This is a genomic window from Verrucosispora sp. WMMA2044 (assembly GCF_027497155.1).
Lineage (GTDB): Bacteria > Actinomycetota > Actinomycetes > Mycobacteriales > Micromonosporaceae > Micromonospora > Micromonospora palythoicola.
This window is the reverse complement of the sequence record NZ_CP114913.1, coordinates 754,925-781,480: the sequence shown is the minus strand read 5'-3', so window position 1 is coordinate 781,480 and position 26,556 is coordinate 754,925. Positions and strand designations below refer to the sequence as shown.

The window sequence follows — 26,556 nt, the reverse complement described above, 5'->3', positions numbered from 1 at the left end:
CTGTTAGGGGGTGGGGTTGGGGGGTGGGGGGAGGCGGCGGCGGGCGTCGGAGGGGGCGGTGGAGGGGCCGGGGGTCCAGGGGGCCACCCAGGGCAGGTCGGTGGGTGGGGTGACGACGCCGTCCTCCAGCGCCGCGTAGCGGCCGGCCAGGATGCGCTTGGCGGCCGTCACGTCGATCGAGTCGGTGTTCTCCCACAGGGCGGTGAACAGGGCGTCGACCCGGACCTTGGCCTGCCGGCAGAACAGGTCGGCCAGTTCCACGTTCTCCGGCCGGGTGTCGCGCTCGGCGCGGGCGCGTACGCAGACCGCGCTCATCGCGAACAGTTCCGCGCCGATGTCCACCACCCGGCCGAGGAACGCCTGCTTGCGCTCCATCTTTCCCTGCCAGCGGGACATCGCGTAGAAGGTGGACCGGGCCAGCTTCCGGCTGGCGCGTTCCACGTGACGCAGGTGGCCGGCGAGCGGGCCGAACTCGCCGTAACCGCTGGGCTGCTGCCCCTTGCCGACCGCGAGGGTCGGCAGCCACCGCGCGTAGAACGCACCCGCCCGGGCTCCGGCCTTCGCCTTACGGGCGAGCCCGGCGTCGGGATCGATGATGTCGCCCGCAACCGACAGGTGCGCGTCCACCGCCTCGCGCGCGATGAGCAGGTGCATGATCTCCGTGGAGCCTTCGAAGATCCGGTTGATCCGCAGGTCGCGCAGCATCTGCTCGACCGCGGCCGGGCGTTCGCCCCGGGCGGTGAGCGAGTCGGCCGTCTCGTATCCCCGGCCGCCGCGGATCTGGACCAGCTCGTCGGCGATCCGCCACGCCATCTCGCTGGCGTACAGCTTGACCAGCGCCGCCTCGATCCGGATGTCGTTGCGGTCGTCGTCGGCGAGCAGGCAGCAGAGGTCGAGCATGGTCTCCATGCCGTACGTGGTCGTGGCGATGAAGGAGAGCTTCTGGGCGACCGCCTCGTGCTCACCCACCGGCCGGCCCCACTGGACCCGCTCCGCCGACCACTCCCGGGCCACGTTCAACGCCCACTTGCCGGCACCGACGCACATCGCCGGCAGCGACAACCGGCCCGTGGTCAGCGTGCTCAGGGCGATCCGTAACCCCTTGCCCTCGCCACCGATGACGTTCTCCTTCGGTACGAAGACGTCGTGGAAGCGGGTGAGGCTGTTCTCCAGTCCGCGCAGGCCGAGGAAGGCGTTGCGCCGCTCGACGGTGATGCCCTCGGCGTCACCGTCGACCACGAAGGCGGTGATGCCGCCACGACGCCCCTCGGCCTTCGGCACCCGGGCCATCACCACGAGCTGGGTGGCCACGGTGCCGTTCGTGGCCCACAGTTTCACGCCGTTGATCCGGTAGCCGGCGCCGTCCGGCGTCGGTTCGGCGGTGGTCGCCAGGCGGGCCGGGTCGGAGCCCACGTCCGGCTCGGTGAGCAGGAACGCGGAGACCTCGCCGGCGGCCAGCCGGGGCAGGAAGCGACGCTTCTGCTCCTCGCTGCCGAACATCTTCAACGGCTGTGGCACACCGATCGACTGGTGCGCCGACAGCAGCGCGCCGATCGCCGGGCTGACCGAGCCGGCCAGCATCAACGCCCGGCAGTAGTGCAGGTTGCTCAGGCCCAGCCCGCCGTACTCCCGACCGATCTTCATACCGAAGGCACCCAGCCGGGCCAGCCCCTGGAACACCTCGTCGGGGATCCGCGCGTCGCGTTCGATCGCCGCGCCGTCCACCTCGGCGGCGACGTAGTCCCGCAGCCGGCCGAGGAACTCCTCGCCGCGGGCCTGTTCGTCCGGATCCGGTCGCGGCCACGGATCGATCAGGTCGAGCCGCAGCCGCCCCAGGAAGAGTTCCTTGCCGAAGCTGGGCCGGTCCCAGGTGGTCTGCCGGGCCGCCTCGGCAACCTGACGCGCCTCCTTCTCGGACACCTGGCCCGCCGCGTCCGGAGTGGACGCCCGGCGCGCGGTCGGCGGCGACGGGTCGGCGTTACGGCTGTCGGTGGCTGACGGACGGTGATTCTCGGCGATGGCCACGGCAAACCCCCGGGCTCGATCCGGACAGTCGGACTGTTCCGCCTGCTCAGCAGGCTACCCGTGTTCGTTACCCAATGGTAGCCACGGATATCCGCAGCAGTGGCCGGCTCAGCCCTGGTTCAGGCCGCTCGGGTCGTCGTCGTCGTCGATGTCGTCCTCACCCCAGTTGCGACGGGCGAACGGCAGGATCATCCACAGGGTCAGGAACCACAGGCCGGCGACGGCACTGAGCACGAAGGCGATCGGTCGAGCGAGCACGAAGTCGGTGATCAACAGCACCGAACTCACCATCGCGATCAGCATGAACGCGAGGCCCCCGCTGGCCATCCGGTGGGCGAAGCGCACCAGTTCCGGCTTGCGTCCCTGCCGAAACAGCGCCCGGTGGAAGGCCACCGGAGAGATGATCATCGCGGTGGCGCCGGCGGCGGCCAGCAGCGCGACGATGTAGACGTCCCGCTGGAACTGGGTGGTGTCGTCGAAGCCGGCGCTGAACGGCAGGGTCAGCAGGAAGGCGAACAGAATCTGCACGCCGGTCTGCGCGACCCGCAATTCCTGCAACAGGTCGGCAAAGTTGCGCTGCCACCGCTGCTTCTCGGTTTCCTTTGACACTGCGGACCTCCGGGGGCTCCGCCGGCCCTCGCCGCCGGCGGTCACGCTGATGCCCCACCGGGTGCGAACCGAAACCCGTTCAGGATCCCCGTGCCCGCTCTCCGCCCACTCAAACCGCCGGGCGCACCCGGGCCAGGATCGCCTCGGCCAACGGCGTCGGTGCCTCGTCCGGGATCCAGTGGGTGACCCCGGCCAGTTCGACGAATCGGAACTCCCCGGTCACGTGCGCGGCGCACGCCTGCGCGGCCACCCGTCCGATGGCCACGTCACCGTCGCTCCAGACGAACGTGGTGGGCACCGACACCGGGCCGGTCGCTGCCAGATCCGCCTTCGACATCGCCCGGTACCAGTTCAGGGCGGCGGTCAACGCGCCCGGCTCGCGCATCGGATCGGCGTACGCCGCCACCCGTTCCGCGTCGCCGACGCCGCGCAGCAGCCGGCGCAACCCGACCGCACCGAGCGACAACAACGTCTTCTCGGCCACCCCCGGCTGCCGGAACAGCAGCATGTACGCCGAGCGTGCCTTCTGTTGCGGGTCGTTCGCCAGCGCGTAAGCCATGGCGGCCGGATGCGGCACGGAGACCGCGGTCAGCGTGCGCACCCGGTCCGGATGGGTGGCCGCCAGCGCCCACGCGACGACCGCACCCCAGTCGTGCCCGACCACGTGCACGGCGGGCACCCCGAGGGCGTCCAGCACCGCCACCGCGTCGGCGACAAGTTCCCCCAGCCGGTACGCCTCGACCTCGGCGGGCCGGGCCTGCGGCGAGTAGCCCCGCTGGTCGAGCGCGTAACTGCGTAGACCCGCGTCGTGCAGGGTCGGCAGGACCCCGTCCCACTCGCCCGAGTGCTGCGGGAAACCGTGCAGCAGCAGCACCGGTTCGCCCTGCTCCGGACCGCCGGTGGCGACGTCGAACCGCAGACCCCGGGCCTCGATACGCATGCCGGCAGCCTACCGAGCGCCCTGCACCGCGCCGGACGGGTGCGCCAGACGACCGGCGCCGGCCACCGCACACGGCCGACGCCGCAGGGCGTCGAGCACGGCCGCGCGGGTCAGTCGTACGGGCGCTTGGGGGCGGGCACCTGCCGCCAGGACTCGACCTCCAGGTAGGGGATCTCGGCGTCGTTGACCGGGTCCCGGCCGAGCCGGTCGCTGTAGCGGCCGATCACCTCCACCCAGCTGTCGTCGGGCAGCCCGGCCGGTACGTCACCGGTCAACCCGAGCTTGACCGGGCGGCCGTCGGCGGCGCAGCAGGACAACACCATCCGGGCCAGGATCGGCTGGCCGTCGGGGCCGGTGGCGATGAAGCCGGTGAGCTGCACCCGCCGGTCGCCGATCGACGTGCCCCGGTCGAACAGCGCCCGGGAGGCATAGTCCAGGACGCTGACCTGCACCGGGTCACCCTCGGGCAACGGCGGGTAGTCCGACTGCTGCTGGCTGCTCAGCGCGGTGCCGGCCTGACCCGCCGCGTACGAGCCGAGGGCCGGCGGGGCGACCAGCAGCAGGCCGAGCACGGGCAGGATCAACAGCCAACCGACCCGAGGCTCGTGATGGGCATGCCCGTGCCCGTCGTGCCCGGTGTCGGGTCCGTTCGCCGGGTCGCCAGGGCCGACGTCCGGGACGTCGACACTGCCGCCGGCCGGGACACTGCCGCCGACCGGGACGCTGCCGTCGTCAGCGGCACCGTCGCCACCGGCGGGAGCGCCGCCGGGATCGCCGGTCGGGGCCAGCGCGCGGGGGGCCGGGGGGCGCAGTTCGTACCAGAGCGTCATGATCGCGGCGGCGACCAGCAGCAGACCGGCGGCGATCAGGAAGGGGCGCAGCCCTTCCTTGACGTAGCGCAGGTAGAGGTCGGTGACGCTGGCCCGGATCACCGCGCCGCCGAGCAGCAGCAGGATCACCGCCTGCGCCTGCCGGTTCACAGCAGCACCGCCCCGGCGCCGGCGGCGACCAGCAGGGCCACCACGAAGGTGGTCGGTGCGAACCGGAAGGCGAAGCGTCGACCGAACACACCGGCCTGCATCGAGATCAGCTTGAGATCGACCATCGGCCCCACCACCAGGAAGACCAGTCGGGACGTGAGCGAGAACTGGGACAGCGAGGCCGCGACGAAGGCGTCGGCCTCCGAGCAGAGCGAGAGCAGCACGGCGAGCAACGCCAGCGCCAGGACCGACAACCATGCGTTGTCGGCCAGGGTCTGCAACCACCGCTCCGGCACCAGCACGTTGATGCTGGCGGCCGCCATCGCGCCGAGCACCAGGAAACCACCGGCGTGCGTCACGTCGTGACGGACCGCGGCCCAGAAGGCCCGGCCCCGGGACGCGTCGTCCAGTTCCGGACGACGCGGCATCCTGATCCATTCGGTACGCCCGAGCCGCAACCAGAGCCAACCCATGATCATGGCGACGATCAGGCTGGCGACGCCCCGGGCGAGCACCATCTCGGGATTGTTCGGGAAGGCGACCGCGGTGGCGGTGAGCACGATCGGGTTGACCGCCGGGGCGGCGAGCAGGAACGCCAGCGCGGCGGCCGGCGTGACACCCCGCCGGATCAACGACCCGGCGATCGGCACCGAGCCGCACTCGCAGCCCGGCAGCACCACCCCGGCCGCGCTGGCCGCCGGCACCGCCAGTGCCGGGTGCCGGGGCAACGCCCTCGCCCAGAAGGACCGGGGTACGAAGACCGCGATCACGGCAGAGAGCAGTACGCCGAAGGCCAGGAACGGCACCGCCTGCACCATGATCGAGACGAAGACGGTGGTCCAGGTCTGGATGCGGGGGTCGTCCAAGGCGGCGGCGATCGGCTCCCGAAAGATGATCAAGATGATCAGCAGCGCCGCCAGGATCTCCACCGAGCCGATCCGGTCGCCGAGCCAGCGCCGGGGCGGCTCGTCGCCGGCAGGCTCCGGTGGGCGGGTTTCGGTGTCGACGCCCCCGGCCGAGGATCGGGGCTCCGGTTCGCCCGGGACGGCCCGGTCAGTGTCTGTGGTCACCCGTCACCCTTCGGCCGTGGCGGATCGGCGGACTGAGATTACCGTCCGGCGCGGATGACGTCGATGGATGTCACAGATTTGGCCAGCCTCACCCGCGTCCCCGGCCGACCGGACCAGCCGAACGCGAACACCCGTCGTGACCTGGGTGGATCACATTGCCGGTGGATCTTCCGTGGTGTTAGCGTCGGCGGGACAGACAACACCTCCGACAGGGGAGCGCACAGCGCTGAGAGTGCGGATCCGCCCGCAGACCCTCCGTACCTGATCTGGGTAATGCCAGCGCAGGGAGTTCGGTCCACCTCCAGCCCGCCACCGTCCGGCGCCGCCGGGCGGGGCGTGCGTCTTGCCTGGTTCGCATCTGGACTGGGAGCAAACATCGTGCAGACAACTGACAGCAACCGCTGGCGCACCATCGACATCGTGGTGGCGTCGGTCATCGCGGTCGCCTTCGGCGTCATCTTCTGGGCCTGGGGCGTGGTGTGGAGCGCCACCGAGGGCGCCTTCAGCTTCTTCCCGCCGGCACAGACGCTCATCTACGGGGTCTGGCTGGTGCCGGCCGTCCTCGGCGGCCTGGTCATCCGCAAGCCCGGCGCCTCGCTGTACTGCGAGCTGCTGGCGGCGATCATCTCGGCCCTGCTGGGCAGCCAGTGGGGCACCATCGTCCTGTTGCAGGGGCTGATGCAGGGTCTCGGTGCCGAGTTGGCCTTCGCCGCCTTCCGGTACCGCTCGTACCGGCTGCCGGCCGCCCTGCTGGCCGGCGCGCTGACCGGCCTGAGCGCGGCGATCTTCGACTTCGTCTACTGGAACGCCGAACGCGACATCGCCACCTACCGCCTGCCCTACGCCGCGCTCACCATCGTCAGCGCCACCGTGATCGCCGGTGCCGGCGCCCTCGCCCTCACCCGCGCCCTCACCCGCACCGGCGTCCTCGACCGCTTCCCCGCCGCCCGCGAACGCACCCTCATCTGACCCCCGACCCATCGCGTTGACCATGAGGTCAGCGGCATTTTCGATCTCCAGATCAACCGGCAACCTCATGATCAACGAGAAGCGGGGAAGGAGGGAGAGCGGGGTGGGTGCGGGGGTTCGGGTGCGGGGGTTCGGGTGGCGGCATGCCGGACGGCGTGGCTGGGCGGTGCGCGGGGTGGATCTGCGGGTGGAGTGCGGGGAGAAGGTGCTGCTGCTGGGGGCGTCCGGCGCAGGTAAGAGCACGTTGCTGGCGGCGTTGGCCGGGCTGCTGCCCGAGGACTCCGGGGAGCACGAGGGCACCATCGAGATCGACGGCCGGCCGGCCTCCGAGGCCCGCGACGGGGTCGGCATCGTCTTCCAGGATCCGCAGTCCCAGCTGGTCATGGCCCGCAGCGGTGACGACGTGGCGTTCGGGCTGGAGAACCGGGGCGTGCCGACCGGACAGATCTGGCACCGGGTCGACGAGGCACTGCGCCGGGTCGGCTTCCCGTACCACCGGGACCGGCCCACCGCGGCGCTGTCCGGCGGCGAACAGCAGCGCCTCGCCCTGGCCGGTGTGCTGGCGCTGCGTCCCGGTCTGCTGCTGCTGGACGAACCCACCGCCAACCTCGACCCGACCGGTGCCGCCCTGGTCCGCGCCGCGCTCCCCCGGGCGGTGGACGCCGACACCACCCTGATCCTGGTCGAACACCGGGTCGCCGAGGCGCTGCCCCTGGTCGACCGGGTGGTGGTGCTCGAACCCGGCGGCGGGATCCGCGCCGACGGCCCGCCGGAGGCGGTCTTCGCCGCGCACGGCGACGCCCTCGCCGCCGAGGGGGTCTGGGTACCCGGCCGCACGATCCCACCGCGCCGGGCCGCCGGTCCGGGCGGCGAGGTGCTGCTCACCGCCGAACGACTCGGCCAGCCGCCCCGGCTGTCCCCCACCAACCTGACCGTACGCGCCGGTGAGGCGCTCGCCGTGCTCGGTCGCAATGGTGCCGGGAAGTCCACCCTGGCGCTGCTGCTCGGCGGGCTCCTCCGACCGGGCACCGGGCGACTGACGGCGAGCGCGGAACTGGCCGGAGCCGACGCGCGGACCGCACCGCACCGGTGGCGGGCAACGGCGCTGACCCGCCGGATCGGCTCGGTGTTCCAGAATCCCGAGCACCAGTTCGTCACCGGCACGGTCTTCGACGAACTGGCCCTGGGGCCGAGGCGGACCGGGGTGCCCGGATCGACGGTCCACGACCGGGTGGCGCAGTTGCTGGATCGGTTACGGCTGGACCGACTCGCCGCCGCCAACCCGTACACCCTCTCCGGCGGCGAGGCGCGGCGGCTGAGTGTGGCGACCGCCCTGGCCACCGCGCCCCGCCTGCTGATCTGCGACGAACCCACCTTCGGCCAGGACCGGCGCACCTGGCGGGAACTCGTGGAACTCCTCGCCGACCTGCGCGACGCCGGCCACGGCCTGGTCGCCGTCACCCACGACGCCGAGTTCGTGGCCGCGCTGGCCGACCGCACGCTGACCCTCACGCCACCCGACGCCGACCCGGTGCCGCGATGATCACCCTGGAGCCGATCGCCCGGCCGGGCGCGCCGCTGGCCCGGCGCAATCCGGTGGCCAAGCTGGCGGCGGCGATGCTCTTCGCGTTTCCGCTGATGACCACGCTGGACCCGGTCACCCCGGCCATCGCGATCGCCGTGGAGCTGGCGGTGCTGCCGCTGTTCGGGGTGCACCCCGGGCTGCTGGCCCGACGTGCCTGGCCACTGCTGGCCGCCGCCGGCGGCATCCTGGTCACGCTCGTGCTCTTCGCCGCCGACCGGTCGGGCCAAGTACTGCTCGACGCGGGGCCGATCGTGGTGACCTCGGGGGTGCTGGTCACCGCACTCGGTCTGGTGCTGCGGCTGTTCGCGGTGGCACTGCCCGGCGTGATCGTCTTCGCCACCACCGACCCGACCGACCTGGCCGACGCACTTGTGCAGAACGCCAGGGTGCCGGCCCGGTTCGCCATCGGGGCGCTGGCGGCGTTCCGGTTGGTGCCGCTGCTCGGTCAGGAATGGCAGATGATCACTGTCGCGCGCCGGGCGCGCGGAGTCGAGGCGGGCCGCAACCCGGTGGCCCGGCTGCGGCTGTTCGTCTCGACGGCGTTCACGCTGCTGGTCGGGGCGATCCGGCGGGGTACCCGGCTCGCCGTGGCGATGGACGCCCGGGGCTTCGACAGCGGCGTGCCGCGCACCTTCGCCCGCCGCCAGCGGTTCGTCGCGGCCGACTGGCTGCTGGTCGCCGGCGCGACGGCGACCGCCGGGGCCGCACTGGCCGTGAGCGTGCTGCTCGGCACCTTCCGCCCGCTGATCGGCTGACGCGCCACCGCCGCCCCGACCCGATCGACGCGCCGCCGGCACCGACGTACCCCGGCGTTCGACTGTCCGTTCCCGACGGCGACCTGCCGCCGGCCGACCTGAACCGCCGCGACGCGGGAGGGCGACCGGCCGGGTGCGCTCAGCGACGCGCACCCGGCCCCCGCGCCGGCCCGTCAGCTACGCCGGAAGGCGTAGCGGCGGACCTGGCCGGTCCGCTGGCCGCGTCCGACACCGGAGGTACCGGTGGCCGGTGGCCCCGCCTTGGGGGCGGCGGGCCGCCCGGTCGGCAGGGTGGGCACCGGCGTGATCGCGACGTCGTCCAGGTTCGCCGGCGTGACGGCGGCGAGTTCCGCCGATTGGCGGTCGGGACGGGATTTCCGGGAGCTGCGCTTGGCGGGCATCTGTGCCTCCTCGCTCGGCCGGCGACCCGCGGGCGGTCGGCCGACCACATGAGGACCGCCACCTGGGCGGTCGGGGACGGTTCGGACTGCTGCCCGGGACCGGCCACGAAGGACGCCATCGCCGATGGCGGATGGACACACGCGGACGCCCGGGAGCGCACGGGTCGCGGCACGACAGCGGCGAACCCGGCTCGGGAAAGAGGGCGTCAGTAGCGCATGCCCGCACGTTATCGCCCAGGCGAGGTGAGCGCAGCCGAATTAACGCCACCGCTGCACGCGGGGGTCGTGGTGCGCTACGCGACCACCTGATGACCAGCGGTGGGGGGACGGCGCACGGCGTCCGGGGGCCGCGATACCGTCGCAGCACTACAGGCAGACGGCGGAAGGTGGCGACGAGGATGGCGGATCGGGCTACGGCGCAGATCGGTGTGACCGGGCTGGCGGTGATGGGCCGCAACCTGGCCCGCAACCTGGCCCGCAACGGGTTCACCGTGGCGTTGCACAACCGCTCGCCGGAACGGACCCGGTCGCTGGTGGCGGAGCACGGCGACGAGGGCACCTTCGTGCCGACGGAGTCCCTGGCGGACTTCGTCGCCGCGCTGGAGCGGCCCCGCGCGGTGATCATCATGGTCAAGGCGGGTGGTCCCACCGACGCGGTGATCGACGAGTTGGTGCCGTTGCTGGAGGCGGGCGACATCATCATCGACTGCGGCAACGCGCACTTCGCCGACACCCGCCGCCGCGAGGAGGCGCTGCGGGCGCATGGCCTGCACTTCGTCGGCACCGGTGTCTCCGGTGGCGAGGAGGGCGCGCTGTGGGGGCCGAGCATCATGCCGGGCGGTTCGGCCGAGTCGTACCGCAAACTCGGCCCGATCTTCGAGAAGATCGCCGCGCAGGTCGAGGGCGTACCCTGCTGCCAGCACGTCGGGCCGGACGGCGCCGGGCACTTCGTCAAGATGGTCCACAACGGCATCGAGTACGCCGACATGCAGCTCATCGCCGAGGCGTACGACCTGCTGCGGGCCGGCTTGGGGGCGGAGCCGGCGGAGATCGCGCAGATCTTCCGGGAGTGGAACTCCGGTGAGCTGGAGTCGTTCCTGATCGAGATCACCGCCGACGTGCTGGCGCACACCGACGCCGCCACCGGGCAGGCGTTCGTGGACGTGGTACAGGATCGGGCCGAGCAGAAGGGCACCGGCCGCTGGACCGTCCAGATCGCCCTCGATCTGGGCATTCCGATCACCGGCATCGCCGAGGCCACCTTCGCCCGGTCGCTGTCCGGACACGTCGGTCAGCGCGAGGCCGCGCAGCGGGCCTTCCCCGAGGCCGGCGAGAAGTGGCAGGTCAGCGACCGCGAGGCGTTCATCGAGGACGTACGCCGGGCGCTGCTGGCCTCGAAGATCGTCGCGTACGCCCAGGGCTTCGACCAGATCCGCGCCGGCAGCGCCGAGTACGACTGGGGCATCGACCTGGGTGGCACGGCGACGATCTGGCGTGGTGGTTGCATCATCCGGGCCCGCTTCCTGGACCGGATCAGGCAGGCGTACGACGAGCAGCCGGAGCTGCCGACCCTGCTGGTGGCACCATGGTTCGCCGACACCGTGCGCGACGGTGTGCCGAGCTGGCGACGGGTGGTGGCCGAGGCCGCCCGGGCGGGTGTGCCGGCGCCCGCGTTCGCCTCGTCGCTCGCGTACTTCGACGCGCTGCGGGCGGACCGGCTGCCGGCCGCCCTGATCCAGGGGCTGCGCGACAACTTCGGCGCGCACACCTACCGCCGGGTCGACCGGGACGGCTCGTTCCACACCCTGTGGGCCACCCCCGACCGCGCCGAGGTCGAGGCCTGACCTCGACGCCGGCACCTCCCGATACACCGCATCTCGCGGTATCCCGTCGAGGGATACCGCGAGATGCCGTATCACGGGGCTACCGGTCGCGCCGGTCGCGTCAGAAGAAGCGGCGGCGCTTGGCCTGCTTGGGGCGGATCAGGTCGGCGCCCTTGTTGAGCAGTCGGGTGGCCCGGTTGGGGCCACGTCGAGACTCCAGCGTGTGGCTCAGTTTCCGGGCTCCGGCGGCGGCGACCGGTACCGCGATGGCCATCACCGCCCACTGCCCGATGCGCTTGCGGATCATATGGGTTCACCTCCGTCAGTGGCTGCTGCCAGCGGTCATACCCAGCGTGGCCGCCCGCTATGCGCCCGGGTGGCCGGAACCACCCGCCGCTGAAGTGGTCGGCGCCACGGACCTCAGGTGGCCGGGGCCACGGGATTGGGCAGCGCGCCGCCGAACCGGCGGTCACGCTGGGCGTACAGCTCGCAGGCGTACCACAGGTGACGGCGGTCGAAGTCGGGCCAGAGCGTGTCCAGGAAGATCAACTCGGCGTAGGCGCTCTGCCAGAGCAGGAAGTTCGAGGTCCGCTGCTCGCCGGAGGGTCGCAGGAACAGGTCCACCTCGGGCACCTCGGGGTGGTAGAGGTACCGCCCGACCGTCTTCTCGGTGACCTTGGCCGGATCGAGCCGGCCGGCGGCCACGTCCCGGGCGATCGCGGCGGCCGCGTCGGCGATCTCCGCCTGCCCGCCGTAGTTCACGCAGAACTGCAGGGTCAGCGTCGAGTTGCCGCGCGACATCTCCTCGGCGGTCTGCAACTCGCTGATGACGCTCTTCCACAGCCGTCCGGCCCGACCGGACCACACCACCCGCACCCCGAGGTCGACCAGTTGATCCCGGCGGCGGCGGATGACGTCCCGGTTGAAGCCCATCAGGAACCGCACCTCATCCGGCGAACGGCGCCAGTTCTCCGTCGAGAAGGCGTACGCCGACAGGTACGGAACACCCAGCTCGATGGCGCCCTCGACGGTGTCGAAGAGGGAGAACTCCCCCGCCTCGTGGCCCTTGGTGCGGGGCAGGCCGCGCTCCTTGGCCCACCGACCGTTGCCGTCCATCACCACGGCGACGTGGCGGGGCACCGCCTCGGCTGGCAGCGCCGGCGGTCGGGCTCCCGACGGGTGCGGTGTCGGCGGCACCGGCTCGCGCCGCCCGGCCCTCGACGATCGGATCACTCGGTCTTCTCCCTGCTCACGTCCTGTGACGCCCGGTCGGGCGGCAGCAGTGCACCGGCGGGGGCGACCGTGTCGACGTCGCCGGTCGGTCGCCGCGCGCCGGGTGCCGCCGGCAGCCCACCCCGGTCCACCAGCGGCAGCGAGCGTAGCGCGCGTTCCAGGTGCCACTGCAGGTGCGCCGCGACCAGGCCGCTGCACTCCCGGCGTACCCCGTTCTCGGTGGCATCGGCGATCCGCCAGTCACCGACGGTGAGCGCCGACATCAGGTCGATGGTGGCCGGGGCCGGATGGGCGGCTCCCGGTGGTCGGCAGTCCGGGCAGACCGCTCCCCCGGCCGGCACCGAGAACGCCCGGTGCCGGCCGGGGGTGCCGCAGACCGCACAGGCGGTCAACGCCGGTGCCCAGCCCGCCAGCGCCATCCCGCGCAGCAGGTACGCGTCGAGCACCAGCGTGGTGGCGTGCTCGCCGTCGGCGAGGGCGCGCAGCGCGCCCAGGGTGAGCTGGAACAGGCGCAACGACGGTTCCCGCTCGACCGGGGTGAGGCGCTCGGCGGTCTCGGCGATCGCGCTGGCCGCGGTGTAGCGGGGATAGTCGCCCAGGAACCGTTTGCCGTACAGGTCGATCCCCTCGACCTGGCTGACGGTGTGCAGCGAACTGCCCAGCTCCCCCTTGGGGTCACCGGCCAGTTGCAGGTCGACGTGCCCGAAGGGCTCCAGCCGGGCGCCGAACTTCGACGTGGTCCGGCGCACCCCGCGGGCGACCGCGCGGAGCCGGCCGTGCCGCCGGGTGAGCAGGGTGATGATCCGGTCGGACTCGCCGAGCTTCTGCACACGCAGCACCACCGCGTCGTCGCGGTAGAGCTGTCGGCGGTACCCGGCCATCGCGCCATTCTCCCCTCCGGCCGGAAGTCAGGTCCGACCCCGGGTCGGAATTCAGGGTCCGCTCCGGGTCGCCGCGCCGGCGAACCCGGATGCGCGGCCGGTCACACCGGTCGTAGCGTGCTCGGCATGGCTTCGCACCGGACCAGCGCCGTCTCCAGACCCACCGCCGCCGATCGGCCCACCGCGACGCGGCGATCCACCGCGCGGCGCGGGCGCACCGGACGCCGGAGCGCCGTCGCGGTCGCCGCGACCACTGCCCTCATCGTCCTGGTCGGGTGCGACAATCTGTCGTACCGACGGCTGGACTTCGACACCACCGAGTCCGCCCCGATCACCGCGATCCAGGTGCTGCCCGGTGCCGGCGACGTGGTGGTCCGGGCCGAAGGCGGGGTGGACGGGGCACGCGTCAAGCGCGTGGTGCGCTACCAGGGTGCCCAGCCGGACGCGACGTACGAGATCAGGGGCGCCGAGCTGGTGCTGGACGCCTCCTGCGGCCCCCGGTGCAGCGTCTCCTACGAGGTGACGGTCGGCGAGGGGGTGAGCGTACGAGGTGAGACCGGCTCCGGAAACGTCGACCTGAGCCGGGTCGGCCAGGTGGATCTCAAGGTCGGCTCCGGCGACGTGCGGGTGGCCGCGGCGACCGACGCGGTACGGGTGGAGACCGGCTCGGGCAACGTCGAGGTGTACGACGTGAGCGCCCCCGTCGTGATGCGGGCCTCCTCCGGAAATGTGACGGCAAGCCGGCTCGGCGGCAGCGTGGACGCGGAGGCCAAGTCCGGCAACGTCACCCTCGAACTGGACAAGCCCGCCTCCGTGCGGGCGCACGCGTCGAGCGGCAACGTCGAGCTGGCCGTGCCGAAGGGCGGGTACCAGGTCCGATCGAGGGTCGGCTCCGGCCGGACCGACCTGGGTGTGACGCACGACCCGTCCGCCGCATCGGTGCTCGACCTGCGCACCGGCAGCGGCAACATCACCGTCACCGTGCGATGACGTCCCCGTCCCGGCCCCGCTGTCGCGGGACCGGTGCCGCCGGCCCGGCGCTCGGCTCGTGATCCTCCCCGGCGCGGGACTCCGCGTGCCGGCGGACGGGGCGCGACGCCGGGCGACGGCCACCGGGAAGCAGCTCCGGCCGACGCCTCGCCGCGACGTCCTCGACCCAGCCCACGAGCGCCGTCACCAGGCCCACCAGCAGGAAGACCAGGGCCACCCGGACCGCCAGGCCCAGCAGATCCTGATGCGACCAGCCCACCACGTCGACCAGCGGGGTGAGTGCGACCACGAACGCCATGTGCCACAGGTAGACCGTCAACGCCCGCCGGTTCAGCACGGTGACCGCCCGGCCGATCAGTGCGCTTCGGTCCACCCAGGCGGCGGTCGCCGGTGCCCGGCCCATGGCCACCAGAATGAACGCGGCCGACCAGAGCGCGTTGCCGAGCGGGATGTCGTTGAGGTCGTAGCCGCGCGGACCCTGGTGGGTCAGGATCCACGCGCCACCCACCGCCGCCAGCGTCAGCGCGGTCGGCACCAGAATCCAGGCGCTCAGGCGGCGCAGCATCCCGCTCTGGTGGGCGAAACCCAGCAGCCACGCCCCGAAGTAGAGCCCGAAATGGCGCAGCACGACCGGCGGGTTCTGATAGATGCCCAGCTCGATGACCAGCAGCAGGCAGTACGGGGCGAGCAGGGTGGGTAACGGGAACCGGCGGAACAGCCACAGCGCGACCGGGGAGGCGAGCACGAACCACAGGTAGTCACGCAGGTACCAGATCGGGCTCAGCGCCAGCGCGCCCCAGTAGTTCGCCGGCGGGTCGGCCACCGGGAACAACCACAGCAGCACCGCCGGGGTGAGCGGCAGCCCGGTGAGCAGCATCGCCGGCACGAAGATCACCGCGACCACCCACAGCGACGGCAGCAACCGTCGCAGTCGCCGGCCGACCGCCGCCGGTCCGGACCCCACAAGGGACGCGGCCATCAACGAACCGGCGAGCGCGAACATCACCGACATCGCCGGGAACACCAGCGTCAGCGATCCCCAGCCGGTGACGTGGTAGACGACCACCCGCACGATGGCCAGAGCGCGCAGCAGGTCCAGGTATCTGTTTCGCATCAGCCTGCATCTGTGTCGGGGGCGCGGAGGCGGTTGCTACCTACCCTCCGTCGCCCGCCGACGAAACAGCCAGAGACCCACCGGGATCGTGAAAATCCACATATGCCTGACCGATGCCGATCACACGATCCAAGGCCGTTCGCCCGATTCCGCGGTACCGCCGGATCGGCTCAGAACCCGAGCTTGCGCAACTGCTTCGGGTCACGCTGCCAATCCTTGGCCACGCGTACGTGCAGATCGAGGTAGACCTTCGTACCCAGGAGCTCCTCGATCTGCCGTCGCGCGGCGGTGCCGACCCCCTTGAGCCGCGCACCCCGATGCCCGATGACGATCGCCTTCTGACTCGGCCGCTCCACGTACAGGTCGGCGTAGATCTTCGTCAGCCGACCCTCCGGAAGCATCTCCTCCACCACCACGGCGATCGAGTGCGGCAACTCGTCCCGGACGCCCTCCAGCGCGGCCTCCCGGATCAACTCCGCCACCAGCACCTGCTCCGGATCGTCGGTGAGCATGTCGTCCGGGTACAGCTGCGGCGACTCGGGCAGATAGCGGGTCATCACCTCCACCAGGGTGTCCACCTGGTGCCCGGACACCGCGCTGACCGGCACGACCTCCGCGAAATCCCCCAGCTCACTGACGGCCAGCAACTGCTCGGCCAGCCGCTTGCGATCGACCAGGTCGGTCTTGGTGACCACCGCCAGCACGGTCGCCTTCAGCTCCGCCAACTCGCCGGTGATGAACCGGTCCCCCCGACCGATCGGTTCATCGGCCGGGATGCAGAGGCCGATCACGTCGACCTCGCTCCAGGTCTGCCGCACCAGATCGTTGAGCCGCTCGCCCAGCAATGTGCGGGGACGGTGCAGCCCCGGGGTGTCGACCAGCACGAGCTGCGAATCGGGCCGGTGCAGCACCGCCCGGATCACGTGCCGGGTGGTCTGCGGCTTGTTCGACGTGATCGCGATCTTCTGCCCGACGATGGCGTTGGTCAACGTGGACTTGCCGGCGTTCGGCCGGCCGACGAAACACGCGAAACCCGCCCGATAGGAGCGTTCGCCCCGTTCGCTCACTCGGTCACCGTGCCGAGCACCGTGCCGTCCGGCCCGGCCAGGTGCACCGGGGCGTCGGCGGCCAGGTCACGCACCGCCGCGTAGCCGGCACCGTCCAGCGTGGACGCCTCGGTCACCACCACCGCGGCCTCCAGCCGGGTGGCACCCGCCGCAGCCGCCGAGGCGACCGCCAGTTGCAGCGCGGTGATGGTCAGCGAGGGCAGCGACACGCTGGCCGCCGCGTACGTCCGGCCGTCCTGGTCCCGGACCGCGGCGCCCTCCACCGCGCCCACCCGTCCTCGGGCCCCCCGGGCGAGGACGACCAGCTTGCCGTCCTCGGCGCTCAGTTCGGTGTCACTTGACCGGACGGCTGGTACGGCGGGTGACTCAGGCATCGGCGGGCTGCCTCTCCTCGGATCGGTCGGTGTCGGCACGGGACGCGGTCGGCGTCCCGCCCGGATCGTTCTGCGTGTCGGTCGGCTCCACCCGGCGCACCAGCACGGTGTCGATCCGGTTACGGCGACCGGTGGTGCCCTCGGCGACCAGTCGCAGACCGGCCACCTCGACCTGCGCCCCCGGAATCGGCACCCGCCCCAGGGCCTGGGCGAGCAGCCCACCCACGGTTTCCACCTCGTCGTGCGGCAGCTCGGTGTCGAACAGCTCGCCGAGATCCTCGACCGGCAGCCGGGCGGTGACCCGCACCGCACCGTCGGGCAACTGCTCGACCGGCGGGCGCTCGACGTCGTACTCGTCGGTGATCTCCCCGACGATCTCCTCGAGGATGTCCTCGATGGTGACCAGGCCGCCGGTGCCGCCGTACTCGTCGACCACGATGACCAGGTGGTTGCGGGCGGCCTGCATCTCCGACAGCAGGTCGTCGACGGGCTTGGACTCCGGCACGAAGGTCGCCGGCCGCATCAGCTCGGCCACCGGCAGCTGATGGTCCTCGGCGGCCCCGCCCTGGGTACGCCGGATCAGGTCCTTGAGGTAGAGGATGCCGAGCACGTCGTCGACGCTCTCGCCGATCACCGGAATCCGGGAGAAGCCGGAGCGCAGGAACAGCGCGAGCGCCTGGGACAGATTCTTGCCCGACTCGATCCACACCATCTCGGTACGCGGCACCATGACCTCGCGGGCGATGGTGTCACCGAGGGCGAAGACCGAATGGATCATCTGCCGCTCACCGTGCTCCACCACGCCCCGCTGCTCGGCCAGGTCGACCAGCTCCCGCAGCTCGACCTGGGTGGCGAACGGTCCCTCCCGGAAGCCCCGGCCCGGGGTGACCGCGTTACCGATCAGGATCAGCAGGGACGCCAGCGGGTTGAGCACCCGGCCCAGCCAGCGCACCAACGGTGCCGCCGAGCGGCCCACCGCGTACGCGTGCTGCCGGCCGAGGGTGCGCGGACCGACGCCGACCACGACGAAGCTGACCACGGTCATCGCCCCGGCGGTGACCAGTGCCGCCCGCCAGCCCGCACCGAAGGTGTCCACCGCCACCAGCGCCACGAGCGTGGTGGCGGTCAGTTCGGCGAGCAGCCGGAGCAACAGCAGCAGATTGAGGTGCCGGACCACGTCACCGGCGACCGTCTGGAGGGTGCGCGCACCCCGGATCCCCTCGCGGGCCAGCTCGGCCGCCCGGGCCGGTGAGACCGCGGCCAGGGCGGCCTCGGTCATCGCGATCAGGCCGGCGAGCACCACCAGCCCGGCAGCGAACACGAGCAGTTGCAGGTCGGGTAGGCCGGTGGCGGACGCGGCCAGCACAGTGTCCATCACCGGGAGCGGGCCGACCGCCAGCTCGCCAACAACCGGGCCTGGAGCCCGAACATCTCCCGCTCCTCCTCCGGTTCCGCGTGGTCGTAGCCGAGCAGGTGCAGCACACCGTGCACGGTGAGCAGGTGCAACTCGTCGGCAGTGCGGTGCCCGGCGGTCGCGGCCTGCTTCGCGGCCACCTCCGGGCAGAGCACGATGTCGCCGAGCAGCGCCGGCTCACCACCGGCGGCGGCGCTCTCACCCGGCCCGTGGTCGACGCTGCCCTCGTCCATGGGGAAGGCCAGCACGTCGGTCGGACCGTCGCCGCCCATCCAGCGATGGTTCAGCTCGGTCATGTAGTCGACGTCGACAAGCAACACGGACAGCTCGGCGAGCGGGTTGACCCCCATCTCGTCGAGCGCGTGCCGGGCGACGGCGAGCACCGCGTCGGTGTCGACCTCGGCACCGGACTCGTTGGCGATCTCGATGGACAACTGTCTTCCCTCGGTCTAGCGGCGCCGGCCGCCGCGGTTGCCCTGGGCGCTCCGCCCGGCCACCGCGTGCACGCCCTGTGCCTGCTGGTTCTCGGCGTCCCACCGCGCGTACGCGTCGACGATCTCGCCGACCAACCGGTGACGTACCACGTCGGCGCTGGACAACTGCGCGAAGTGCACGTCCTCGACCCCGGCCAGGATGTCCCGGACGACCCGCAGCCCGCTTGTCGTCCCGCCGGGCAGGTCGACCTGGGTGACGTCGCCGGTCACCACGATCTTGGAGCCGAAGCCGAGCCGGGTGAGGAACATCTTCATCTGCTCGGGCGTGGTGTTCTGCGCCTCGTCGAGAATGATGAACGCGTCATTGAGCGTGTTGTGCGTGACCAGGAAGTCATCGGTGACATACAGCGAGTCCTCCGCCGCCACCTGGATGCACATCGTCTCCTGGACACCGGCGGGGACGATCGAGTCGATGAAACGCATCGGCCGGCCGCCGCCGCACTCCTCGTACCGCTGGCGCTTACGAGAGAGCCGGAACGGCGCTACGCCCTCCGGCAAGCGGATCTCCACGACATATGCGTCCGACCGGTAGCCGACCGGTCGACCGTTGGCCAGGCCAGGCTTGCGGCCCTCGGCCACTCGAATGCGCCACGTCGCCACGCCACCGAGTGACTGAACCAGGTGGACGACGTCGTCACGCAGCCGGGGAGAGGTGGTCGAGTACTGCACCCGGCAGGTACGTCCCGCCTGGACGACCGGCCCGCCGTCGGTGTCCAGCAGCCCTTGCAGGACGGCCAGTCGGACATCGACGCTGTTCTGGAGGTATACGGACGGCACGAACTTGGTGCCCGACTTCGTTCCGGCCAGACCCAGCTCGCGGAGCGCGACAGTCACCGGGTTCGCGACGATCACCCCGCCTCGGTGACCCTTGGTGTGCCGGAGTACGTAGTCGTATTCGCTCTTGCGGTGCAGCTCGATGTCGACGAGGTTGTCCTCGATCGCCCGGGCGAGCTCAGGGTCCGCCGTGGTGAAGCCCGGCGTCGCCCGGCACGAGATCGACCCGTCACCGAGCAGCAGACCGAGGACGTACGGATCGAGCGGAACGTCCTGCGGTTCCAGCTGGACCGGAGCCACCACCGGCAGTTCGTAACGGCGGAGGTGACCCCGCCGCTCCTGCCCGATCATCTCCTGGGTCTCCAGCGTGCGTCGCCGACCGCGCCGCTTGTCCTCGGGCGTGGCGACCGTCCAGAGGTGCTCACCGCAGCACAGGGTGGAGGCCCCGTCCTGCGTGGTCACCCGGTAGACCTGCTTGGGCCCCTGCGGGTAGATCCCGATCACCGGGGTCGGCATGCCGTTCGAGCCGATCACCAGGTCACCGACCTGTAGGGAGCCGAACCGCTTGAAGCCCTCCGGCGTCAGCACGCGGGCGTCGTACGGCTGCGCCCGACCCCTCATGTACGCCAGGGGGGCGACCTCGATCGTGCCGGCGGCCATCAGCTTCGGGATGGTCTCCGGGTCGAGCATGTCGTGCAGGGCGTCGTAGAGCGGGCGCAGGTAGGGGTCGATCTTCTCGTTGAGCGTGCCGGGCAGGAACCCGAGTCGCTCCCCCGCTTCGACCGCCGGCCGGGTCAGGATGATCCGGTTGATCTGCTTGGCCTGCAACGACTGCACCGCCTTGGCCATGGCGAGGTAGGTCTTGCCGGTACCCGCCGGGCCGATGCCGAAGACGATGGTGTGCCCGTCGATCGCGTCGACGTAGCGCTTCTGCCCCAGCGTCTTGGGGCGGATGGTGCGCCCCCGCCGGGACAGGATGTTGAGGGTCAGGACCTCGGCGGGCCGCTCCGTGCCACCCTGTTCGAGCATGCCGACGGTACGCCGGACGGCATCGGTGGTCAGGGTCTCGCCTTTCTCGATGAGTTCGAGCAGCTCACTGAAGAGCCGCTCGGCGAGGGCGTTGTCGGCGGGAGCGCCGGTGATGGTGATCTCGTTGCCACGCACGTGCACGTCACTGTTCACCGAGCGCTCGACCAGTCGCAGGATCTCGTCACCCGCGCCGAGCAGGTTGACCATGATCTTCGAGTCGGGGACCGTGATCCTGGTCTGCTCCCGGGGCGGGCCGGGAGGTGGGGTGCCGGTCATAGGTCGGGCCCGCGGGCCCTGCGCCACCTGCTCTCGATCTCGATGCCGGGCCCCTGGCACGGCGTGCGGACGTTGCCACCATCGTATCGGGTCAACGGCGCGGACACGCTGCCCATTTCCACCGCTTCGACGCCCCGGCGGAACGGGTGAAACAGGGCATTACACCCCGGCGAACCGCCCGGTCAGCCGCGGAAGTCGAAACCGTCGAAGGTCTCCTGGCGGCGGGTGAACCGGTAGGTTGCCCAGTGCATCCGGACCACCACACCAGCCGCGTCCCGGGTGAGCCGGAGCAGCTCGCCGTTCTCCCGGCCGGAGACGGTACGCAGCACGTCCGGCTGGTCCGGCACCGGGGCGAACACCGCTGGCGGCTTCCCCGGCGGGTCACCGGCACCACGGGCCCGCAGGGCCCCTTCGTGCCACGAGAAGACGTACTCGAAGCCCTCGCCCCACCAGCGGCCGAGCAGCCCGCGCACGTCGGGCGGTGCCGGATCACCCGGACGCCACGGGTCGATGTCGGCCGGATCGTGCTCGACCGCGGCGGCGAGCAGCCGGTGCGGCAGCTCCAGCAGCTCGACGGCGGTGCCGGAGGAGCCCAGCACGGCGGCGCCGAACGCCCCGGGCGTGCCCTCGCCGCCCCGGCGGCCGTACGCTCCGGCGAGGAAGCCGGGCATCGCCCCGTCGTGCCCGACGTGCACCACCCGCTCCCCCTGCGGCACCAGGATCAGGCCGAGACCGAACCCGCCGGCCCACACCGCCTCGTCGGTGACCGTCACCGGCCAGCGCATCTCGTCGAGCGTGGCGGGAGCGAGCACCCGACCCGCCGCGTCCAACGCCGCCGGGTCGGCCAGGAAGGCGGCCCAGCGGGCCATGTCGGTTGCCGTGCTCCACAGCTGCGCGGCCGGACCCACCGCGCCGAAGTCGGTGGGCGGCTCCGGATGCGCCTCGTCGGAGTACGCGTCGACCAGGAACCCGGTCGCGGCGCGTGGCCCCGGAGCGGCCGTGGTGGCGGTGAGCCCGAGCGGGGTCAGCACCCGCTCGGTCAGCACCTCCGCCCAGCTGCCGCCGCGTAGCTGTCCGACCAGGTGGCCGAGCAGCGCCATGCCGAGGTTCGAGTAGTGGTAACGGCGTCCGGTCGGCAGCACCCGCTCGGCCCGGGCCAGCTCGGTGATCAGTTGGTCGGCGTCCGGTGCGCGCAGCGTGTCCCAGACGTCGCCGTACGGTTCCCGTTGCAGGCCGGCGGTGTGCGACAGCAGCCGGCGCACGGTCAACTCGCCGTGCGCCGGCAGGTCGAGGTGCCGCCGCAGCGGGTCGTCGAGGTCGAGCAGCCCGTCGTCGCGGCACTGCATGACCAGCACGGCGGTGAAGGTCTTGGTCACCGAGCCGATCCGGAACCGGGTCTGCTCGTCCAGCGCCGTGTCGTTTCCGGTGCCGCCGGCGGTGCATGTCCACAGCGGCCGGTCGGCGCGGTGCACGGCCGCCGAGACCGCCGGCACCCGGGCCTGCGCCTGGACCTGCCGCACCATCCGCTCCAGCCGACCGGCGGCGGAGGTGTCGCCGGCGGCGGAGGTCATCCGAGGCTCCGGGCCAGCATCGGGCCGAGTGGGGCGCCGCCGAGCACGTGCGCGTGCACGTGGAAGACCTCCTGACCGCCGTACGCCCCGGTGTTGAACATCAGCCGGAAACCGTCGCCGAGCAGGCCCTCGTCCTCGGCCACCGCGGCGGCCGTGGCCAGCACCTCGCCGGCCAGCGCCGGGTCACCCTGGCCGAGGGTGGCCACGTCCGCGTAGTGCTCCTTCGGCACGACGAGCACGTGCACCGGTGCCTTCGGGTCGATGTCGCGGAAGGCGAGCGTGGTGGGCGTCTCGCGGACGACGGTGGCCGGAATCTCACCGGCGACGATGCGGCAGAACAGGCAGTCGCTTCCCATCCGGGCAGTGTAAGGAAGAAATCCTCGGCGCCGTCGGTGCGCCGCTCACCAACGGAGCAGGCGGGTGGCGAGGACCGCCAGGGCGGCCACGCCCGCGGTGGAGGTGCGCAGCACCGCCGGGCCGAGCCGCACCGGGCGGGCACCGGCTTCCTGGAAGGCCGACAGCTCGGTCGGGGTGATGCCGCCCTCCGGGCCCACCACCAGCACGATCTCGCCGTGGTCGGGCAGCTCGACGGTGGTGAGTCGGTCGGTCGCCTCCTCGTGCAGCACGTACCCGGCCGCCGCCCCGGCGATCCGGCGCGTCACCGACGCGGTGCTCTCGTCCGGCGCGCCCGCCACCACCGGCAGCCACGCCCGCCGGGCTTGCTTCGTCGCCTCCCGGGTGGTGGCGAGCCACCTGTCCCGGGCCCGTACGCCCCGGTCGCCGCGCCACTGCACCACCGAGCGGCCCGCCGCCCAGGGGACTATCTCGTCCACGCCCGCCTCGGTCATCGCCTGCACGGCCAGCTCACCCCGGTCGCCCTTGGCGATGCCCTGGACCACCACCAGCCGGGGGTTCGCCGCGTCGACGTACCCCCGGTCGGTGACGTCGAGGTCGAGGGTGCCCCGGCCGACGGCGGTGACCACGGCGGTGGCCGTGCCGCCCCGGCCGTCGCCGAGCAGCACCTGCTCGCCGACGCGCAGCCGTTGCACGGTGGCGGCGTGGTGGCCCTCCGGGCCGTCGAGCACCAGCGAGGCGGCGGTGGGCAGCGACTCGACCAGGAACAGCGGGGCGGACACGTCAGGCGTGGCCGTTGAAGGCGTCGCGCATCCGGGAGAAGAAGCCACCCTGCTTGGTCAGCTCGGCGACCTCCTCGCCGCGGGTCTTGGCGAACTCGCGCAGCATCCGCTCCTGATCGGCGTCGAGCTTGGTGGGGGTACGCACGTCCAGGTGGACGTAGAGGTCGCCCCGCCCGGTGCCGCGCAGGTGCGGTACGCCCCGGGCCCGCAGCCGCAGGGTGCTGCCCGGCTGGGTGCCCGGCTTGACGTCGACCGGTTCCTCGCTGTCGAGCGTCTTGATGGTCAGCCGGGTGCCGAGCGCGGCGGCGGTCATCGGCACGGTGACCCGGCAGTGCAGGTCGTCGCCCTTGCGGGAGAAGACGTCGTGCGGCCGTTCGTGGATCTCCACGTAGAGGTCCCCGGCGGTGCCGCCGCCCGGGCCGACCTCGCCCTGCTGGGCCAGGCGGATCCGCATGCCGTCCTCCACCCCGGCGGGGATCTTGACGGTCAGCGACCGGCGGGTGCGGACCCGGCCGTCACCGGCGCAGGTCGGGCAGGGGCTCGGGATGGTGGTGCCGTAGCCCTGGCAGACGGTGCAGGGCCGGGCGGAGACCACCTGGCCGAGGAAGGTGCGCTGCACCGACTGCACCTCGCCCCGCCCGCCGCACGCCTCGCAGGTGGCCAGGTGGGTGCCGGCGGCGGTGCCGGCACCGGAGCAGGTGGTGCAGAGCACGGCCGTGTCGACGGTGATCGGCGCCTCGACGCCGAAGGCCGTCTCCTGGAGGTCCAGCTCCAGTCGCAGGATCGCGTCGGCACCGGGGCGGGTACGCGGACGCGGACCGCGCCCGGCACCGGTGGCACCGCCGAAGAAGGCGTCCATGATGTCCTGGAAACCGACGAACGGGCCGGCCCCGCCGGGGCCACCCGGACCGCCGGGCCCGCCCCCACCGGGTGCCAGCGGATCCCCGCCCAGGTCGACAATCTGCCGTTTCCGATCGTCCGAGAGGACCTCGTACGCGGCGTTGATGTCCTTGAACTTCTCCTGTGCCTCCGGGTCCGGATTCACGTCCGGATGGAACTGGCGCGCCAGCTTGCGGTAGGCGCGCTTGATCTCGTCATCGGAGGCACCCTTGCTCACGCCGAGAATGCCGTAGTAGTCCCTGGCCACTGCGTTCCGTGTCCTCGTGTTCGTCTCGAGTTACGCCGTTCGGCGGCGGCAGCCTGCCGTCGGCCCTGACTTGTCAGTTCTGGGCCAGCAGCTCGCCCACGTAGCGTGCCACGGCCCTCACCGTGGCGATGGTTCCGGGGTAGTCCATCCGGGTCGGTCCGAGCACGCCCATCCCCCCGACGATGATCGCGCCCGGGCCGTACCCGGTGCTGACCACGGAAGCCGCCCGCAGGTTGTCGTACTCGTTCTCGTCGCCGATGCGCACCCGCAGTGTGCTCGGCTCCACCTCGCCGATGAGCTTGAGCAGCACGACCTCCTCCTCAAGCGCTTCGAGGATCGGCCGCAACGAGCCCTGGAAGTCGAGCAGGCCGCCCCGGGCGAGGTTGGCGGTGCCGGCGAGGGCGAGCCGTTCCTCGTGCCGTTCGACGAGTGTCTCCAGCAGCACCGTGGACAGGGTGGTCATCGCCGGGCGCAGGTGCGGCGCGCAGTCGTCGATGAGGGTCTGCACCAGCGGCGGGGTCTCCGACAGGCGGACACCCACCAGTTTCTCGTTCACCAGCCGGCGCAGGTCCAGCACGTCGTCGGCGGGGACCGGTGCGGGCAGCTCGACCAGTCGCTGCTCGACCCGGCCGGTGTCGGCGATCATCACAAGCATCAGCCGGGTGGTGGAGATCGGCACCAGTTCCAGGTGACGCACCCGGGACCGGGCCAGGCTCGGGTACTGCACGACGGCGACCTGCCGGGTCAGTTGCGCCAGCAGCCGCACCGTGCGGTGCACCACGTCGTCGAGATCCACGGCGCCGGCCAGGAAGCGCTCGATCGCCCGGCGTTCGGCCGGGCTGAGCGGCTTGACCCGGCTCAACCGGTCGACGAAGAGTCGGTAGCCACGGTCGGTGGGCACCCGCCCCGCGCTGGTGTGCGGCTGGCGGATGTAGCCCTCCTCCTCCAGCACGGCCATGTCGTTGCGCACGGTGGCCGGCGAGACGCCGAGCTGGTGCCGCTCGACGAGCGACTTGCTGCCGACCGGCTCCTGGGTGGCGACGTAGTCCTCGACGATCGCCCGGAGCACGGCGAGCTTCCGGTCGTCAAGACCCATCCTTGCCACCTCCTGTCGCAGGTCAGCTCGCGGCGTCACGGCCGCCAGAGGAACACTCTGGCACTCGACTGTAGCGAGTGCCAGTCTACGTCGGCGCCCCCGTCCACGCGATGATCAAGTCAGCACCGGCGTCATCGAGCCGATCGGCGGGTTGACACTCGCCGGTGTCGCTCTGGTGCGCCGTTGCCGCTGGCACCTACCGTGGCCTCCATGACTGAACCACCTCGTCCCCCGGACTCCGGCGACGAACCCACGACACCACTGTCCGGTTCGCCTGGCCAGGGCGGCTATCCTCCGCCCGGCGGCTATCCACCCCCCACCGGCGACCAGCCGCCACCGGCCGGCTACCCCCCACCCGGCGGCTATCCGCCGCCGGGATCACCCGGTGTCGGCTACCCGACCGGCGGCTACGGCGCTCCCGGCGGTGGCTACGCCAACAACGAGGACAAGACCTGGGTGCTGATCGCGCACTTCGGCGGCCCGCTCGGCGTGGTCGTCGGTGGCGGGCTCTTCGGCTGGGTCGCGCCGCTGATCGCGATGATGACCCGTGGCCAGCAGTCGCCGATCGCCCGGGCGCACTCGGTGGCCGCGCTGAACTTCCAGCTCACCTGGGCCATCGTCGGCGTGCTGAGCTGGGTGCTCACCGCGATCACCTGCGGCGTCCTGTTCTTCATCCCGATGCTCGTCTGGATCGTGCCGGTGATCTTCGGCATCATCGGCGGGGTCAAGGCCAACGACGGGACGCTGTACCGCTACCCGATGAGCTACTCGTTCGTGAAGCGCTGACCGCGCCGGCCGGTCTG

25 protein-coding genes, 3 pseudogenes and 1 riboswitch are annotated in these 26,556 nt (G+C 72.0%); of the genes and pseudogenes, 6 read left to right on the top strand and 22 right to left on the bottom strand.

The window, feature by feature from the left end; all coding sequences use genetic code 11:
• Positions 1-3: 3 nt before the first annotated feature.
• The 5 genes from O3597_RS03665 to O3597_RS03645 form a co-directional block, all read right to left on the bottom strand.
• Entirely contained in the window at positions 4-1,920 is a 1,917-nt protein-coding gene (locus O3597_RS03665; protein WP_281604465.1) for an acyl-CoA dehydrogenase family protein, read from the bottom strand.
• 213 nt (positions 1,921-2,133) lie between these two features.
• Positions 2,134-2,634 carry a DUF6328 family protein gene (locus O3597_RS03660; protein WP_164449433.1) on the bottom strand — a complete coding sequence of 167 codons (501 nt, stop codon included), beginning with the start codon at positions 2,632-2,634 and terminating at the stop codon, positions 2,134-2,136.
• Positions 2,635-2,743: 109 nt separating this feature from the next.
• Positions 2,744-3,574 carry an alpha/beta fold hydrolase gene (locus O3597_RS03655; protein WP_281603249.1) on the bottom strand — a complete coding sequence of 277 codons (831 nt, stop codon included), beginning with the start codon at positions 3,572-3,574 and terminating at the stop codon, positions 2,744-2,746.
• Positions 3,575-3,684: 110 nt separating this feature from the next.
• On the bottom strand, positions 3,685-4,554 hold the full coding sequence (locus O3597_RS03650) for a TIGR03943 family protein (RefSeq protein WP_281603248.1): 870 nt from the start codon (positions 4,552-4,554) through the stop codon (positions 3,685-3,687).
• The gene (locus O3597_RS03645) at positions 4,551-5,492 is read right to left on the bottom strand and encodes a permease (protein WP_281604464.1); all 942 of its coding nucleotides are present in this window, start codon (positions 5,490-5,492) and stop codon (positions 4,551-4,553) included. The genes O3597_RS03650 and O3597_RS03645 overlap by 4 nt, the downstream gene beginning before the upstream one ends.
• A gap of 332 nt (positions 5,493-5,824) precedes the next feature.
• Positions 5,825-5,930, top strand: a riboswitch (TPP riboswitch).
• A 72-nt stretch (positions 5,931-6,002) separates the two neighbouring features.
• Here O3597_RS03645 and O3597_RS03640 point away from each other — a divergent pair.
• The 3 genes from O3597_RS03640 (at position 6,003) to O3597_RS03630 (ending at position 8,933) form a co-directional block, all read left to right on the top strand.
• On the top strand, positions 6,003-6,593 hold the full coding sequence (locus O3597_RS03640) for an ECF transporter S component (RefSeq protein ID WP_281603247.1): 591 nt from the start codon (positions 6,003-6,005) through the stop codon (positions 6,591-6,593).
• A gap of 67 nt (positions 6,594-6,660) precedes the next feature.
• On the top strand, positions 6,661-8,136 hold the full coding sequence (locus tag O3597_RS03635) for an ABC transporter ATP-binding protein (RefSeq protein ID WP_281603246.1): 1,476 nt from the start codon (positions 6,661-6,663) through the stop codon (positions 8,134-8,136).
• Positions 8,133-8,933: an energy-coupling factor transporter transmembrane component T gene (locus tag O3597_RS03630; protein ID WP_216592932.1), complete on the top strand. Its 801-nt coding sequence runs from the start codon at positions 8,133-8,135 to the stop codon at positions 8,931-8,933. Before O3597_RS03635 ends, O3597_RS03630 begins: the two co-directional genes overlap by 4 nt.
• A 173-nt stretch (positions 8,934-9,106) precedes the next feature.
• Here O3597_RS03630 and O3597_RS03625 read toward each other — a convergent pair whose 3' ends face one another.
• A complete protein-coding gene (locus O3597_RS03625) occupies positions 9,107-9,334 on the bottom strand; it encodes a hypothetical protein (RefSeq protein WP_164449427.1) in 228 nt (75 codons plus the stop codon).
• Between the two features lie 398 nt (positions 9,335-9,732).
• Between O3597_RS03625 and gndA the strand changes: the two genes are divergently transcribed.
• Positions 9,733-11,178: an NADP-dependent phosphogluconate dehydrogenase gene (gene gndA / locus O3597_RS03620; protein WP_281603245.1), complete on the top strand. Its 1,446-nt coding sequence runs from the start codon at positions 9,733-9,735 to the stop codon at positions 11,176-11,178.
• 100 nt (positions 11,179-11,278) lie between these two features.
• Here the strand turns inward: gndA and O3597_RS03615 are convergent, their stop codons facing one another.
• The 3 genes from O3597_RS03615 to recO form a co-directional block, all read right to left on the bottom strand.
• Entirely contained in the window at positions 11,279-11,464 is a 186-nt protein-coding gene (locus O3597_RS03615; protein ID WP_164449425.1) for a hypothetical protein, read from the bottom strand.
• A 113-nt stretch (positions 11,465-11,577) separates the two neighbouring features.
• On the bottom strand, positions 11,578-12,354 hold the full coding sequence (locus tag O3597_RS03610) for an isoprenyl transferase (RefSeq protein WP_281604463.1): 777 nt from the start codon (positions 12,352-12,354) through the stop codon (positions 11,578-11,580).
• Between the two features lie 32 nt (positions 12,355-12,386).
• Complete coding sequence (recO, locus tag O3597_RS03605) at positions 12,387-13,271, bottom strand: DNA repair protein RecO (RefSeq protein ID WP_281603244.1); 885 nt, start codon at positions 13,269-13,271, stop codon at positions 12,387-12,389.
• Positions 13,272-13,397: 126 nt separating this feature from the next.
• Here recO and O3597_RS03600 point away from each other — a divergent pair, with 126 nt between their 5' ends.
• Positions 13,398-14,261, top strand: coding sequence for a DUF4097 family beta strand repeat-containing protein (locus tag O3597_RS03600; protein WP_281603243.1), 864 nt, complete (start codon positions 13,398-13,400; stop codon positions 14,259-14,261).
• On the opposite strand, the gene O3597_RS03595 is transcribed toward O3597_RS03600, so the two are convergent.
• From O3597_RS03595 to hrcA, 13 genes and pseudogenes are all read right to left on the bottom strand, one after another.
• Positions 14,248-15,375: an acyltransferase gene (locus O3597_RS03595; RefSeq protein WP_281603242.1), complete on the bottom strand. Its 1,128-nt coding sequence runs from the start codon at positions 15,373-15,375 to the stop codon at positions 14,248-14,250. The genes O3597_RS03600 and O3597_RS03595 overlap by 14 nt on opposite strands.
• Positions 15,376-15,545: 170 nt before the next feature.
• Positions 15,546-16,442: a GTPase Era gene (gene era, locus O3597_RS03590; RefSeq protein ID WP_164449421.1), complete on the bottom strand. Its 897-nt coding sequence runs from the start codon at positions 16,440-16,442 to the stop codon at positions 15,546-15,548.
• Positions 16,439-16,816 (bottom strand): cytidine deaminase, encoded by a 378-nt coding sequence (locus O3597_RS03585; RefSeq protein ID WP_164449420.1) that lies wholly within the window; start codon positions 16,814-16,816, stop codon positions 16,439-16,441. Before O3597_RS03585 ends, era begins: the two co-directional genes overlap by 4 nt.
• Positions 16,809-18,215 (bottom strand): hemolysin family protein, encoded by a 1,407-nt coding sequence (locus tag O3597_RS03580; protein WP_281604462.1) that lies wholly within the window; start codon positions 18,213-18,215, stop codon positions 16,809-16,811. Before O3597_RS03580 ends, O3597_RS03585 begins: the two co-directional genes overlap by 8 nt.
• Positions 18,191-18,664 (bottom strand): rRNA maturation RNase YbeY, encoded by a 474-nt coding sequence (ybeY, locus tag O3597_RS03575; protein WP_203996152.1) that lies wholly within the window; start codon positions 18,662-18,664, stop codon positions 18,191-18,193. Before ybeY ends, O3597_RS03580 begins: the two co-directional genes overlap by 25 nt.
• A gap of 15 nt (positions 18,665-18,679) precedes the next feature.
• Positions 18,680-19,036 (bottom strand): annotated as a pseudogene (locus tag O3597_RS03570) (PhoH family protein); the annotation flags it as partial.
• Positions 19,037-19,297: 261 nt separating this feature from the next.
• Positions 19,298-19,849, bottom strand: a pseudogene (locus tag O3597_RS03565) (LAGLIDADG family homing endonuclease); the annotation flags it as partial.
• Positions 19,850-20,107: 258 nt separating this feature from the next.
• Positions 20,108-20,803 (bottom strand): annotated as a pseudogene (locus tag O3597_RS03560) (PhoH family protein); the annotation flags it as partial.
• A 182-nt stretch (positions 20,804-20,985) separates the two neighbouring features.
• Positions 20,986-22,374 carry a serine hydrolase domain-containing protein gene (locus O3597_RS03555; RefSeq protein ID WP_164449416.1) on the bottom strand — a complete coding sequence of 463 codons (1,389 nt, stop codon included), beginning with the start codon at positions 22,372-22,374 and terminating at the stop codon, positions 20,986-20,988.
• Positions 22,371-22,730, bottom strand: coding sequence for a histidine triad nucleotide-binding protein (locus O3597_RS03550; protein ID WP_164449415.1), 360 nt, complete (start codon positions 22,728-22,730; stop codon positions 22,371-22,373). The genes O3597_RS03555 and O3597_RS03550 overlap by 4 nt, the downstream gene beginning before the upstream one ends.
• Before the next feature lie 45 nt (positions 22,731-22,775).
• Positions 22,776-23,510, bottom strand: a complete 735-nt coding sequence (locus O3597_RS03545) for a 16S rRNA (uracil(1498)-N(3))-methyltransferase (RefSeq protein ID WP_164449414.1) — start codon at positions 23,508-23,510, stop codon at positions 22,776-22,778.
• Position 23,511: 1 nt separating this feature from the next.
• The gene (gene dnaJ / locus O3597_RS03540) at positions 23,512-24,657 is read right to left on the bottom strand and encodes a molecular chaperone DnaJ (RefSeq protein ID WP_164449413.1); all 1,146 of its coding nucleotides are present in this window, start codon (positions 24,655-24,657) and stop codon (positions 23,512-23,514) included.
• 73 nt (positions 24,658-24,730) lie between these two features.
• On the bottom strand, positions 24,731-25,753 hold the full coding sequence (gene hrcA, locus O3597_RS03535; protein WP_164449412.1) for a heat-inducible transcriptional repressor HrcA: 1,023 nt from the start codon (positions 25,751-25,753) through the stop codon (positions 24,731-24,733).
• 210 nt (positions 25,754-25,963) lie between these two features.
• Between hrcA and O3597_RS03530 the strand changes: the two genes are divergently transcribed.
• The gene (locus tag O3597_RS03530) at positions 25,964-26,539 is read left to right on the top strand and encodes a DUF4870 domain-containing protein (RefSeq protein WP_164449411.1); all 576 of its coding nucleotides are present in this window, start codon (positions 25,964-25,966) and stop codon (positions 26,537-26,539) included.
• Positions 26,540-26,556: the final 17 nt, after the last annotated feature.

Excerpts from the sequence above, each read along its gene's own strand:
- O3597_RS03655 (WP_281603249.1), bottom strand. The coding sequence starts at position 3,574 with ATGCGTATCGAGGCCCGGGGTCTGCGGTTCGACGTCGCCACCGGCGGT.
- O3597_RS03635 (WP_281603246.1), top strand. The coding sequence starts at position 6,661 with ATGATCAACGAGAAGCGGGGAAGGAGGGAGAGCGGGGTGGGTGCGGGG.
- O3597_RS03630 (WP_216592932.1), top strand. The coding sequence starts at position 8,133 with ATGATCACCCTGGAGCCGATCGCCCGGCCGGGCGCGCCGCTGGCCCGG.
- O3597_RS03625 (WP_164449427.1), bottom strand. The coding sequence starts at position 9,334 with ATGCCCGCCAAGCGCAGCTCCCGGAAATCCCGTCCCGACCGCCAATCG.
- gndA (WP_281603245.1), top strand. The coding sequence starts at position 9,733 with ATGGCGGATCGGGCTACGGCGCAGATCGGTGTGACCGGGCTGGCGGTG.
- O3597_RS03615 (WP_164449425.1), bottom strand. The coding sequence starts at position 11,464 with ATGATCCGCAAGCGCATCGGGCAGTGGGCGGTGATGGCCATCGCGGTA.
- recO (WP_281603244.1), bottom strand. The coding sequence starts at position 13,271 with ATGGCCGGGTACCGCCGACAGCTCTACCGCGACGACGCGGTGGTGCTG.
- O3597_RS03600 (WP_281603243.1), top strand. The coding sequence starts at position 13,398 with ATGGCTTCGCACCGGACCAGCGCCGTCTCCAGACCCACCGCCGCCGAT.
- O3597_RS03595 (WP_281603242.1), bottom strand. The coding sequence starts at position 15,375 with ATGCGAAACAGATACCTGGACCTGCTGCGCGCTCTGGCCATCGTGCGG.
- O3597_RS03585 (WP_164449420.1), bottom strand. The coding sequence starts at position 16,816 with ATGCCTGAGTCACCCGCCGTACCAGCCGTCCGGTCAAGTGACACCGAA.
- O3597_RS03555 (WP_164449416.1), bottom strand. The coding sequence starts at position 22,374 with ATGACCTCCGCCGCCGGCGACACCTCCGCCGCCGGTCGGCTGGAGCGG.
- O3597_RS03550 (WP_164449415.1), bottom strand. The coding sequence starts at position 22,730 with ATGGGAAGCGACTGCCTGTTCTGCCGCATCGTCGCCGGTGAGATTCCG.
- hrcA (WP_164449412.1), bottom strand. The coding sequence starts at position 25,753 with ATGGGTCTTGACGACCGGAAGCTCGCCGTGCTCCGGGCGATCGTCGAG.
- O3597_RS03530 (WP_164449411.1), top strand. The coding sequence starts at position 25,964 with ATGACTGAACCACCTCGTCCCCCGGACTCCGGCGACGAACCCACGACA.